This window comes from Paenibacillus phytorum, from assembly GCF_013141715.1.
Taxonomy (GTDB): domain Bacteria; phylum Bacillota; class Bacilli; order Paenibacillales; family NBRC-103111; genus Paenibacillus_E; species Paenibacillus_E phytorum.
Genome location: NZ_WHOA01000093.1, coordinates 1 through 12,804, shown reverse-complemented (window position 1 = coordinate 12,804; position 12,804 = coordinate 1). Strand labels below are relative to the sequence as shown.

Below are 12,804 nucleotides of genomic sequence, written 5' to 3'. Positions count from 1 at the left end.
TGATAATGAATATCGCTGTGTTTTTCATCCTGTCTTTTTTCATCGTTTCTGTTGCAATTGGTATTTGGGCAAAAAAGGGGAAAGAAATGAACTTGGAACAGTGGTCGGTTGGGGGCCGAGGAATGGGAACCCTGTTCATTTTTCTTTTATCTGCAGGTGAAATGTATACGACCTTCACTTTTTTGGGTGCAAGCGGCTCAGCTTACAGGGATGGAGGTTCCATTTTTAGTATCGTAACCTATGGCTGTCTAGCCACGGTAATCTCCTACTGGGTTTTTCCTGCTATTTGGAGGTATGCAAAGAAACACCAATTAGTTTCCCAGTCGGATTTTTTTGTGAAAAAATATCAAAGTCCATATCTTGGCGTGCTTGTTGCCGCTATTGGTATTGTAGCCTGTACTTGCTACTTGGTACTGCAATTCAAAGGTTTAGGATATATCGTGACTGCGACATCCTATGGAGCCATCTCATCTACTGCCGCCATATGGGTGGGAGCGATGGGTGTAACCATTTTTGTAATCATTTCTGGTATTCACGGTTCTGCCCTGACATCTGTTTTGAAGGATATTCTGATACTTGGCATTGTCGTATTTTTAGGTATTTATTTTCCTATCCATTATTACGGTGGTTTTCAAAATATGTTTGAGGCTATTGACCAAGCAAAACCGAACTTTGCTGTACTTCCGGAACAAGGAATGAGCGTATCGTGGTATATATCGACCATTATCTTAAGCTCCATTGGATTTTATATGTGGCCGCACGGGTTTTCTCCCATCTTTGCTGCCTCCAGCGAAAAGGCTCTGCGTAAAAATGCCATTCTAATGCCGATGTATCAATTGATTTTGTTGTTTGCCTTTTTTGTCGGATTTGCAGCTGTCTTACAGACGCCGGAGTTAAAAGGAAAAGAAGCCGATCTTATTTTGCTGCAATTTGCTAAACAGGATTTTGATCCATGGTTTGTAGGCCTAATTGGCGGAACTGGTGTGTTGGCCGCTTTAGTACCAAGTTCTTTGCTATTGATGACAATATCAACATTGTTTGCTAAAAATGTATATCGCGTATTCACTCCATCGGCAACGGACTATCAGATTGCCAAACTGGTAAAGTACCTGGTTCCCCTTGTTTCTCTCGTAGCGATTTACTTGACCTTTAAAGGCGGAAGCAGCCTTTTTAGTATCGCTATCATTGCTTACAATTTTATCACGCAACTCGCTCCTGCCTTTTTTGCCAGTTTGATGAAAAAGAATTTTGTGACCAAACAGGGAGCATTTGCCGGAATAATAACGGGAGGAGCGTTAGTTTCTTTTATGGACTTAGGGAACATGAATATTGGCAGGCTATTTCCGTATCTTCCCCAAGCAATGAAAGACTTAAACGACGGAATTATCGCTTTATTTTTTAATCTCATAATCTTAGTGATTGTTAGTTTAATGACAAAAAAAATGACTCATATTCATTCGGACTCCGATGTTTTGGAGACAAAGGAGTAGAGCACAAGGTTCTCATGCAAGGTCAAAATGTAAGCGCTGTCTACTATTAAAAATTGTGGTGATATGATGGATAATTTACTGGAAGTATGCGGACTGCAAACTTCATTTCGTACGGAGCAAGGCGAAGTCGTTTCCGTTGACGAGGTTAGCTTTCAATTAAGGCCTGGAGAGACAATTGCTATCGTGGGCGAATCGGGCTGCGGTAAAAGCGTTACCTCTCTATCCGTCATGCGATTGTTAGGCAAAAACGGAAGCATTAAAAAAGGAAAGATTCTATTAAATGGGAAAAATCTTGTTCAATTATCGGAAAGCGATATGAGGAAGATAAGAGGACGCGAGATATCCATGATATTCCAAGAGCCCATGACCGCTTTAAACCCGGTATTTACAATTGGGAATCAGTTAATAGAAGGTCTTCAACATCATTTGCGCATGGAATCCTCAGATGCTAAAGCGTATGCGGTGGGAATGTTAAAAAGTGTCGGTATTCCTCGCGCTGAAGCGATTATGAAAGAATACCCCCATGCTTTATCAGGAGGAATGCGTCAAAGAGTGATGATTGCCATGGCGTTAAGCTGTAAACCTAAGTTGATTATCGCTGATGAACCGACAACCGCTTTAGATGTAACGATACAAGCACAAATTCTCGAATTAATGAAAAAGCTGCGTGATGAGTACCGGACGGCGATGATGCTTATTACACATGATTTAGGTGTTGTGGCGGAAATGGCAGATACAGTCATGGTCATGTACGCAGGGCAAGTTGTAGAAGAAGCTGATGTTTTTACGCTGTTTGAAAATCCTAAGCATCCCTACACCATAGGGTTGATGAAATCAATTCCTCATTTGGTATGCGAGTCGGATGAAAGACTTGTTTCAATTCCAGGGGCGGTACCGTCACTTCTTCATATGCCGCAAGGCTGTAGGTTTCAATCAAGGTGCCCCTATGCCACGGAAAAATGTTTGCAAAGTCCTCCTCTCTTTCAATTAGGGGAGGGTCACGCCGTTCGTTGTTGGTTGAGTGAAGCGGACATCGAAAAGGGGGAGGATGTGCCTAATGAATATGCAGGAAAAAACACAACAAGCACCGTTATTACAAGTTGAAGGACTCAAAACGTATTACCCCATAAAGAAAGGAATTATCTCGAGAACGGTCGGACACGTTAAAGCGGTAGATGGCGTCAGCTTTCATATTTTCGCAGGTGAGACATTGGGGCTGGTCGGAGAATCGGGGTGCGGTAAATCGACAATCGGAAGAACATTAATTCGGTTGGAAAACCCATCAGACGGCAACGTTTTTTTTCAGGGAGAGAATATATCAGCTTACTCTCAAACGCAAATGAAGAGTATTCGTCCCAAAATGCAAATGATTTTTCAGGATCCCTATTCTTCTTTAAATCCGCGAAAGCGAATCAAAGAAATACTGAGTGAACCGTTAAAAGTTCATCATATTGTTCATGGTGAAGACGTTCAAAAGCGAGTGGATCAGCTGATCGAAATGGTTGGGTTGCCCAAATCATATAAAAATCGATATCCGCATGAATTTTCCGGCGGTCAGCGTCAACGCATTGGTATTGCACGAGCATTATCGCTGAATCCTAAATTAATCGTTTGCGACGAACCGGTGTCTGCATTAGATGTGTCTATTCAATCGCAAATATTAAATTTGCTGAAAGATTTGCAAAAGGAACTGGATCTTACCTACTTGTTTATCGGTCACGGTTTAGGTGCTGTTAAATATATTAGCGATCGAATCGCTGTGATGTATTTAGGTAAGATTGTCGAGTTGGCGAGTAAAGAAGAGATATTCAAAAATCCAAAGCATCCATACACACAAGTACTATTACAAGCTTATCCGGTTCCGAACCCGAGGATGCGTTCAAAGGAAAGAATCCTCGTAGAAGGAGATGTTCCGAGTCCGGTTAATCCACCTAGTGGTTGCCGATTTCATACACGGTGTCCATTAGCTGGGCAGATTTGCCGAGAGCAAGAGCCGGAATTGCTAGGAATCGACCACAGTGTGGCCTGCTTTTTTTCAAAGGAATAGAGGGTGAAACATTTTGTTTACTTACATGATCAGAAGGATTCTTATTGCAGTCCCCGTTTTATTCGGAATTACGATTATTAATTTTATGATTGTTAAACTTGCTCCGGGAAATCCAGTTGATATGATGATAAATCCGAGTTCGTCACCGGAAAATTTAGAAGCCATGAAGTTAAAGATGGGCCTATTAGATCCTATATGGATGCAGTATGTCAAATGGCTGAATCAGCTATTTCAAGGCAATCTGGGGTACTCGATAAAGACCTTTGAGCCTGTTGGACAAATGATCGGTGACAGAATGGGACCAACCCTGCTTTTAATGGGGTCTGCTCTTCTGATTGGTTTAGTTATTGCCATCCCAATCGGAATTTGCAGTGCGTTGAAACAAAATACAGCCTTAGACCATCTATCCACTGGCGTTTCTTTTTTAGGAATTTCGATCCCCCCCTTTTTTCTTGGATTAGCTTTCATTTATATATTTGCGCTTGTACTAAAGATATTACCAACAGGGGGGATGTCTTCACTTGGCGGAGATGGTGGTGCTGGCGATCTCATAAAACATATGACTTTGCCCGCATTGGTATTGGCAGTTGCGATTGCAGGTAGAAAAGTGAGATACGTTCGATCAAGTGTGCTCGATATATTAGGGCAAGATTATTTGAGAACAGCGCGCGCCAAAGGATTAGGAGAATTTGTTGTTACGAGCAAGCACGCTTTTCGCAATGCTCTAATACCGATCATAACGGTTGTTGGATTGGAAGTTCCCAATTTGCTGGGCGGTGCTGCAATTACGGAGCAAATTTTTCAATGGCCGGGTATTGGGCAGTTAACGATTCAGTCCATCATGTCCAGAGATTACCCCGTTATTATGGGCATTAACTTCATGATTGCCATTGTTGTGCTCGCTTCGAATCTATTAACGGATTTACTTTACTCAGCCGCAGATCCCCGAATTAAATATGAATAGAAAGGAGGATGGACAGACATTGTCAAGTGCTGATTTGAGTATAAGCAGCGAGAAAGAAAAGAAGAACTGGTCCTTGGATAAATTAACCGAGAGAAATGAGACGGAACGCAGTTACTTTGGGCAAATCGTTAGTCGTTTTCTTAAGCATCGGCTTGCGGTGGCGGGACTCATTTTTTTCATCCTATTGATATTCATCGCCATTTTTGCTCCTATCCTGGCACCGTACGATCCTTATGTGGTATCAAGTACACTCCAATCGGCACCTTCCGCAGAACATTGGTTGGGAACAGATGCGGTTGGGAGAGACGTTCTCAGCAGACTCATTTATGCTTCCAGAGTTTCACTTCTTGTAGGTGTTGGTTCGGTAGCCATTTATGTATCAATTGGTACGATTGTTGGTGCCGTTTCCGGATATTTTGGTGGCTGGATGGATATGGTTTTTATGCGCATGACGGATATCTTTATGTCGTTCCCGTCATTAATGGTGATGCTGGTGCTTGTGAGTATTATCGGTCCAAGTATGTTTTCAATTATTTTGATTCTCGCCTTATTTGCTTGGACGGGGGTCGCTCGGCTCGTACGGGGAAGTGTATTGTCGTTGAAACAGATGGATTACATTCAGGCCAATGTAGCCCTCGGAATTAATTCTTGGCGAATTTTGTTTGGTCATATTATTCCAAATTGCCTATCACCCATTATTGTTAATGCTACATTTGGAATTGCTGGAGCCATTATTACCGAAGCTTCCTTAAGCTTCTTGGGTTTAGGCATTCAGCCGCCGACGGCAAGCTGGGGAAATATGCTCACGGAGGCGCAATCCATTACGGTTCTGACTGAACAGCCATGGCTGTGGCTTCCTTCTGGCTTCATGATCGTCCTTGCCGTTTTGGCTATTAATTTTGTGGGCGATGGCCTTCGGGATGCTTTGGATCCAAAAAGCATGAAATAAGATATCAGGGTCGAACTTAAATTTTATTGGAGGGGTCCTAACATGAAAAAAATAGGTATATTGTCATGTATTACTTTATTCATCGTTACATTGCTGGCTGCTTGTTCGAATAATACAACGACAAAAGTGGATACATCTCAATCATCAGATAAATCTGCCTCAAACTCTAAAAAGATCATTGTTGGAATTACGAATGCGCCTGGTAGTTTTAACCCTATTAATGCAGTTGACCATGCTTCAGTCGCAATTACGGATGTCTTGTTTCAGCCTTTGGTACAGGCCGACGATAAAATGAATTTCGTACCCATGCTTGCACAGACCATTGATACGAAAGACAATCAAACCTTTACCGTGAAGCTGCAGCCTAATGCGAAGTGGACAGACGGTCAGCCGGTTACGGCAGATGATGTTCTTTTTACCGTAAAGCTGATCGCTAACCCGGATGTTATTTCAGAGAATAGCTACGGTTTTTCGATTCTAGATGGCTTTGATAGCGGTGGGAAATTACCTAAAGGAACAACCGAGCTTAAAAGCGTTAAAAAAGTGGATGCTCAAACGCTCGAATTTAAAACGGCTAATCCGGTAGATGCAAACTTATTTAAAGAGAAAGTCGCTCAAAATATTAAGACTCTTCCACTGCATGTATTGAAAGACGCGGACCCGAAAAGCATTGAAACGAACCCGTTTATGCAAAAGCCTAACGTTGTGAATGGACCTTTTAAGCTAGTTAAGTATGCTAAGGATCAATATGTGGAGTTAGAAGCTAATGCAGACTACTTTAAGGGTGCTCCTAAAGTTAAGAGTCTTTTCTTTAAAATAATGCCTTCTGCGAATCTGGTTGCACAGCTTCAAAGCGGTGAAATTGATATGAACTTCCCTGGAATCGGCAACATAGACGCAGTAGATTACGATAAAGTGAAAACGTTGGAAAATATTACTGTCAAATCAGGCGTATCGTTAGATACACAAATTTTTATTATGAATACACTGACGATAAATGATGCTAAATTACGGCAAGCGATTGTTTATGCAATAAATCGCAAAACGATAGTAGATAGCTTATTGAAAGGTTTCGGGCAAGTCATTGACGGTCCTTATACACCAGCACACCCTTACTTTAATAAAAATTTGCAGATTACTCCTTACGATCCGGAGAAAGCTAAGCAGTTGTTGAAAGAAGCGAATTGGGATGCAAGTAAAACCTTAACGATGGTCGTTCCTACAGGAAATAAAGTCAGAGAACAAACGGCTGATATTTTCGCTGAAAACCTTAAAGCTGTGGGGATTAAGGCAAAAATCGAAAAATTTGATATCTCGACTGTCGTTGGGAAAGCAATCAAGCACGATTTTGATTTATTGATGCTCGGATCATTTACTACCGTAGATCCAGACGTTAGTGCTGAATTCAAAACGGGCGGCGTAAATAATTTTTCAGCTTACAGCAATAAAGAAATGGATGCTTTAATTGATCAAGGAATGAAGGAGACGGATCCTTCCAAACGAGAAGTGATTTACGATAAGATCCAAGAAGTACTCGAAAGAGACAGGCCTGGTACGTCCATTTATGCGCAAGTCCCATTCGCAGCTGTATCAAAAAAAGTAATTGTAGGTGAACCGAAGCAAATCGGAATGCTTATTAACGTACACGAGTGGGATGTTAATAAGTAATCAGAATAGGTTGAAATGGTTATTGACTATACTCTTTCAAAGGTGTAACATATTTACTAAGCTCTATATAGTTATTAGTGAATAGAATGCAGCTTTGAATGAGGGAAGAATTGATTCCTTATCTAAGTGCATTCTTTTTTGTTTTTTTTGGGAAAGAAACGAGTTTGTGGCAAGGATTTCAACGATAGAAGAATCGGCCTTTAGCGTATAGTCATTAGAAGCCGCTACCTATACTACTAGTAAAGCGGGTGCGGATATGTTAATAACAGAACAGATGAAAGATCAAAACGTGGTATTAGTTGGCGGAGGGGCATTAACGATCGAGCAGGTCGTTCAGGTTGCGCGCTTCAACGCCAAGGTTGAGTTGCAAGAAGAGAGCATTCGCAAAATGGCGAAGAGCAGAGCCTATGTGGAAAAATTGTTGAGCGAGAAAAAAGTGGTGTACGGCTTGACAACAGGCTTCGGAAAATTTAGCGACACCTATATTTCCGGAGATGACGTCAAAACCCTTCAATTGAATCTCATTCGAAGTCACGCCTGCGGGATCGGTACGCCGTTCTCGATCGAAATTGTAAGAGCGATTATGCTTCTGCGCGTCAATGCACTCGCGCTCGGCTACTCCGGTATTCGTCCGGAGGTCGTCCAATTGATGGTTGGTATGCTGAATCAAGGGGTGACGCCTGTCATTCCGGAAAAAGGTTCGCTCGGCGCAAGCGGGGATCTGGCTCCGCTTTCTCATTTGGCGCTCGTGCTCGTCGGAGAAGGAGAAGCTTATTATCGCGGCAATCGGTTGTCGGGCGGCCAGGCTATGAATCTTGCCGGGCTTGTTCCAGTAACCTTGGAGGCGAAAGAGGGATTAGCCCTTATTAACGGTACGCAAGTCATGACGGCTGTAGGCACATTGGCCTGCCGGGATGCCATGAATCTGGCGAACTGGGCCGATTGCACGGTTGCATTGACGTGTGAAGCGTTGTTCGGTGTCCGGGACGCATTTGATTCTTTAACGCATATCATTCGTCCGCATAAAGGGCAAAGCCAATCTGCTGAAAATATAAGACAGTTAACCTCCGGGAGCAAGTTAATGACGAACCAGGGGGAACGAAGGGTGCAGGATGCATATTCTTTGCGCTGCGCGCCGCAGGTTCACGGGGCAAGCCGCGATGCGCTGGCTTATATTGCCGAAAAGCTTGAAATTGAGATCAATTCAGCTACAGATAATCCTTTAATTTTTGTGGATGAGGAGCGAGTGATTTCGGGCGGGAATTTTCACGGGCAGCCCATTGCCCTGCCGATGGATCATCTGTCCATCAGCGCATCAGAACTGGCCAATATTTCTGAACGGCGGATAGAAAGACTAGTCAATCCTCACTTAAATGAGAACCTTCCGCCTTTCTTAACGAAAAATGGAGGTCTTGAGTCCGGTTTTATGATCGCACAATATGCAGCCGCGGCAGTCGTTTCCGAGAATAAGTCGATAGCTCATCCTGCAAGCGTGGATTCCATTCCGTCTTCGGGGAATCAGGAGGATCATGTGAGCATGGGAACCATTGCTGCAAGGAAAGCGAAACAAATCGTGGAGAATGCTTACAGCGTTCTCGCCATTGAGCTGTTGTGCGGGGCACAAGCGGCTGATTTCCGCGATCCACAGCTGCTGGGACATGGAACCAAATGGCTCTACGACCAATGCCGTAAGCTTGTCCCGGCCGTTGATGCGGACCGTGTGCTTTCACCTGATTTTCAAAAAATAGCGGATTGGATGAAGCAAACCGATGTAGCTTTGAGCATGTCGGAGGTAGTGAAAATTCAATAACTTGGTGTTTTCAAGCTTGCAAAGGACCGTTTTTTGCCTTTCCTTATGCTTTAAACGGTCCGTTTTAAATATAGAAAGTATTGATATTGACAGAAAGATGCACTCTGGTATAATCAAGACAAGTAATCTAGTGCTCTATTTAGCCTATAGTCTATAGAATGAGCTTGGCATGAAGGAAGTACCATCCTTCCATGCTAAGTTTTTTGTTTTTTTTGGAGGCTTCACAGTAGAAAGGATGATCTCAATGAGTAACCTGAATGAAAAAAAATTTTTCAACTGCAGTAATTATACGATGGGAAAGCTAACTTCGCTCTTGGTCATGCTGCACAATGAAGAAGCGGGTGCAGATATTGAGAATGAAATGAAGAGAAGAGGATACCGGTATACGATTGGAAAGGTTGGCGCAATGGATTTGGTAAAAGTCGTGACGGCGATTGAAACTAGCGCCAAATCGAACAAGGTTATCGATCCGAACTCTTATCGGGAAGTTCATTCGCTATATCATGCCATCCTTGAAGCAATTCAGGGGATTGGGAGAGGGACAGTCCAATTCGGGGATATTCTACGCACAGTCGGATTAACATTTTGCATTACAAGAGGAACGGTCGAAATATCAGGATATTCCGAAGAATGGTTAAGTGTCTGCATTTACGGAACAATTGGCGCTCCGAAAAAAGGCTTCGAACACGATGTGTTAGGGTTTGGGTACAATCATATTTAAAAATTATAGAATTTGACGGAATACTCTTTTTTCAAAGGAACTGTAAGCGCTTTCCATACTAAAATATTTGAAAACGGGGTGTACTTCATATGGCAAGCGTAATAAAGGAAAACAACGACCAGCTGAAACGTTCCATGAAAAGCAGGCATATGTATATGATTTCGTTAGGAGGTGCTATCGGAACCGGCTTATTTGTAAGTACGGGGTATTTGATCAATCAAGCAGGACCCGGCGGTGTGATTCTGTCATATTTGTCCGGCGGACTTTTAATGTATCTAGTCATGCTCTGTCTAGCTGAATTGGCTGTTATTATGCCGGTGACGGGCTCCTTTCAAGTATATGCAACGAAGTTTATAGGTCCAGCAACCGGATTTACAATAGGCTGGTTGTATTGGATCAACTGGATTGTAGCCGTCGCTTCGGAATGGGTCGGTGCCGGAATGTTAATGAACCGATGGTTCCCTGATGTCCCGCCTTGGGCCTGGATCGCACTAATCATTGCATTCATGTTCCTGTTGAATGCCATCTCGGCGAGCCTCTTTGCCGAATCCGAGTTCTGGTTTTCAAGCATTAAAGTCATCACGATTGCTTTGTTCGTTTTACTAGGAATTGCCGCGATCACGGGAATCATTCCTTTCGAAGGCCTCAGTTCGGCTCCGATTCGATCAGGCTTCACCCACGATGGAGGATTATTTCCACACGGCTTCATTCCGGTATTCATGACTATGGTAGCCGTTAATTTCAGTTATCAAGGAACGGAATTGATCGGCATTGCTGCAGGCGAAAGTGAAAATCCTGAAAAAGAGATTCCGAAGGCGACACGAAATACGATATGGAGGATCTTATTTTTATTCGTAGCGTCGGTATTTATCTTAAGCTCCTTAATCCCTTGGAACGAAGCCGGCCTTACGGATAGTCCATTTGTGCTTGTTTTTGATAAAATGGGAATTCCATTTGCGGCGGATATCATGAATTTTGTCATTTTGACAGCGCTTCTCTCGGCAAGCAACTCCGGTTTATATGCATCCTCCCGTATGCTGTGGTCACTGTCGAAGAGTAATATGGCCAGCCCTTACCTGAGTAAGTTGACTTCTAATGGCGTACCATTTAGGGCTCTGATCGTAAGCGCCATCGTTGCGTCTGTTGCCTTGATTTCAAGTATCGTAGCCCCGGACACCGTATTTTTGTGGCTGAGTGGGATTTCCGGATTCGCCGGAATTCTCGTTTGGATGGGGGTTGCCTTGTCTCAATATTTATTCCGTCGTCGCTATATGGCCGAAGGGAACCGCGTGGAAGATTTAAAATATAAAGTAAAGCTATTCCCGCTTGTGCCTATTCTTGCCATCATCATGTGTCTGGTTGCATTAGTCGGTTTGGCGTTCGATAAAGAACAAAAAATCGCTCTTTACTACGGAATCCCTTTTACCATAATATGTTATGGCGTTTACCATCTGTTTTATCGCTCGAAATATGAGCAAACGGTTGGCCAATCGGAACAAAAAAACGGAGAGGGAGTTTCTGAACCCGCGAGTGCCAGCGGAAATGCAGGGTGATTTCAACTATGAAATTGGATACGGCCCAAGTTGCTTTTTCTCAACTTCTTATTTCCGGAACGCTAACCCATGAAGCGGATTTCGATGACATGCGCGAGAGGTTGGGCATCGAATCACGCCCTCAATTGGTCATAGTTCTCTCAATCGACCGATACACCGATTTGGCTATGAATATGTCTTTGCCGTGGAGTATCGAGATCGGACAGCAGCTGGTTGAAGCGATCTATGAGAGCTTTGCTGCACCTTTTTTGTGGGTATGGGTGGGGGAAGGGGTATTAGCCGTACTCCTGGAAGTAAGCTCAGGCGGGCAGCCGGATTCCTCCAATAAACAAGTCATGATCCGGATGGTTAAAAAATTGCAGAATCAGGTGGATAGGAAGGGGTTTTCCGTCTCGGCAGGAATTGGCACTTATTATGACGATCCTTATAAGCTGCACCTCTCCTACGGCGAAGCCAAGGAATCACTAATCGACCGTTTTTTTCAAGGCAACCGGATGATTTTTCAATACGAACAGAAAAGAAACATTCAAGAGGAACGGACCGAGACGGTTTCTCAAGAGGAAAAAATCGAGCTGCTTTCACGTGTCCGGATCGGCGATGAAGACGGGTCGATAGCCTATTTGGCCGTATTGTTGGAACGGCTTGCCGGGGTGTATAAGCATAATGTGGACAGATTCAAATCGGATTCCTACGATCTGATCTTATCGCTATCGAGGATGGTTGTCGATTTAGTAGGGAACGCTTCGGAAATCCTATCGGACATTGCGAGAATGCTCCAAAACTTATACAACACCATTCGTTATGATAAATTTGTTGAAAAGTTGAGCTCTTATTGGAGGAAGCTTGCAAGGCAGTTAGTGGATGATCATGCATTGGAGGTATCTCCAGTCATCAGGTCGGCCATCGTCTATATTAATGAGCATCATCAGGAAAAAATGTTGTTAACGGAAATTGCGCAGCATTGTTACCTGAGCACCTATTATTTTGCTCATTTATTCAAAAAGGAAACGGGTTTAAGTTTCGTTGATTTCTTAAACAAAGTACGGATTGAAAAGTCGGCGTATTTCTTGGAGAAAACGGAGCTTTCCGTTCGAGAGATTGCGGCCCATGTCGGTATTCATGATGCGAATTACTTTGCAAGAAAATTCAGAATGGTGATGGGCTGCAGTCCAACGGACTACCGAACAGCAGCGCAAAGCTAGAAGCAAGGTTCGCAAGCAGCAAAGCCAACCCTTTCGTGGGTTGGCTTTGTTACGTTTTTACAAGGCTGTCCAATCTGAGCGGAACCTTAATTTTGTGCCGTAATGCAGCTACAGCAGCCAATTGATGAGCTCGAATTTGACGAAACATGGCGGTCTTCAATCTGGGTTTATGATTACCCAATATGCTGCCGCTTCGGTGGTGTTCGAAAATAAATCTTTAGCTCATCCAGCTAGTGTCTGCGCTGCAGGCCTTCAGTCTATCGCTTTTCCTCTCAGTGGTAACGTTCATATAATACAGAAAATCCAACCCGTTATTGGGCTGGATTCTTTGCTTTTCAAGCATTACATGTAGCTATATGGCATCTTCGGGACAAGGATACTGCCGATGAAGTAAAGCAAT

At 43.4% G+C, this 12,804-nt stretch carries 10 protein-coding genes and 1 pseudogene; all 11 read left to right on the top strand.

What is annotated here, in order from left to right; translation table 11 throughout:
* Window positions 1–5 precede the first annotated feature (5 nt).
* Complete coding sequence (locus GC098_RS13910) at window positions 6–1,490, top strand: sodium:solute symporter family protein (RefSeq protein WP_171643747.1); 1,485 nt, start codon at window positions 6–8, stop codon at window positions 1,488–1,490.
* A gap of 66 nt (window positions 1,491–1,556) precedes the next feature.
* The gene (locus tag GC098_RS13905) at window positions 1,557–2,594 is read left to right on the top strand and encodes an ABC transporter ATP-binding protein (RefSeq protein WP_171643789.1); all 1,038 of its coding nucleotides are present in this window, start codon (window positions 1,557–1,559) and stop codon (window positions 2,592–2,594) included.
* Complete coding sequence (locus tag GC098_RS13900) at window positions 2,548–3,537, top strand: ABC transporter ATP-binding protein (protein ID WP_171643746.1); 990 nt, start codon at window positions 2,548–2,550, stop codon at window positions 3,535–3,537. The genes GC098_RS13905 and GC098_RS13900 overlap by 47 nt, the downstream gene beginning before the upstream one ends.
* A 25-nt stretch (window positions 3,538–3,562) precedes the next feature.
* Complete coding sequence (locus tag GC098_RS13895; RefSeq protein ID WP_376773877.1) at window positions 3,563–4,501, top strand: ABC transporter permease; 939 nt, start codon at window positions 3,563–3,565, stop codon at window positions 4,499–4,501.
* Between the two features lie 73 nt (window positions 4,502–4,574).
* The gene (gene opp4C, locus GC098_RS13890; protein ID WP_246358606.1) at window positions 4,575–5,450 is read left to right on the top strand and encodes an oligopeptide ABC transporter permease; all 876 of its coding nucleotides are present in this window, start codon (window positions 4,575–4,577) and stop codon (window positions 5,448–5,450) included.
* A gap of 42 nt (window positions 5,451–5,492) precedes the next feature.
* A complete protein-coding gene (locus tag GC098_RS13885) occupies window positions 5,493–7,118 on the top strand; it encodes an ABC transporter substrate-binding protein (RefSeq protein ID WP_171643743.1) in 1,626 nt (541 codons plus the stop codon).
* A 256-nt stretch (window positions 7,119–7,374) separates the two neighbouring features.
* On the top strand, window positions 7,375–8,928 hold the full coding sequence (gene hutH, locus GC098_RS13880) for a histidine ammonia-lyase (RefSeq protein ID WP_171643742.1): 1,554 nt from the start codon (window positions 7,375–7,377) through the stop codon (window positions 8,926–8,928).
* Window positions 8,929–9,172: 244 nt separating this feature from the next.
* Complete coding sequence (gene hutP / locus GC098_RS13875) at window positions 9,173–9,649, top strand: histidine utilization transcription antiterminator HutP (protein WP_171643741.1); 477 nt, start codon at window positions 9,173–9,175, stop codon at window positions 9,647–9,649.
* Window positions 9,650–9,738: 89 nt separating this feature from the next.
* Complete coding sequence (locus tag GC098_RS13870; RefSeq protein WP_171643740.1) at window positions 9,739–11,202, top strand: amino acid permease; 1,464 nt, start codon at window positions 9,739–9,741, stop codon at window positions 11,200–11,202.
* A gap of 8 nt (window positions 11,203–11,210) precedes the next feature.
* A complete protein-coding gene (locus tag GC098_RS13865; RefSeq protein WP_171643739.1) occupies window positions 11,211–12,404 on the top strand; it encodes an AraC family transcriptional regulator in 1,194 nt (397 codons plus the stop codon).
* Window positions 12,405–12,540: 136 nt separating this feature from the next.
* Window positions 12,541–12,642, top strand: a pseudogene (locus GC098_RS41190) (aromatic amino acid lyase); the annotation flags it as partial.
* Window positions 12,643–12,804: the final 162 nt, after the last annotated feature.

Bases quoted from the DNA above. Each gene is read 5' to 3' on its own strand.
- GC098_RS13865 (WP_171643739.1), top strand. From the start codon at position 11,211: ATGAAATTGGATACGGCCCAAGTTGCTTTTTCTCAACTTCTTATTTCC.
- GC098_RS13895 (WP_376773877.1), top strand. From the start codon at position 3,563: ATGATCAGAAGGATTCTTATTGCAGTCCCCGTTTTATTCGGAATTACG.
- hutH (WP_171643742.1), top strand. From the start codon at position 7,375: ATGTTAATAACAGAACAGATGAAAGATCAAAACGTGGTATTAGTTGGC.
- GC098_RS13900 (WP_171643746.1), top strand. From the start codon at position 2,548: ATGAATATGCAGGAAAAAACACAACAAGCACCGTTATTACAAGTTGAA.
- GC098_RS13905 (WP_171643789.1), top strand. From the start codon at position 1,557: ATGGATAATTTACTGGAAGTATGCGGACTGCAAACTTCATTTCGTACG.
- GC098_RS13910 (WP_171643747.1), top strand. From the start codon at position 6: ATGAATATCGCTGTGTTTTTCATCCTGTCTTTTTTCATCGTTTCTGTT.
- hutP (WP_171643741.1), top strand. From the start codon at position 9,173: ATGAGTAACCTGAATGAAAAAAAATTTTTCAACTGCAGTAATTATACG.
- GC098_RS13870 (WP_171643740.1), top strand. From the start codon at position 9,739: ATGGCAAGCGTAATAAAGGAAAACAACGACCAGCTGAAACGTTCCATG.
- GC098_RS13885 (WP_171643743.1), top strand. From the start codon at position 5,493: ATGAAAAAAATAGGTATATTGTCATGTATTACTTTATTCATCGTTACA.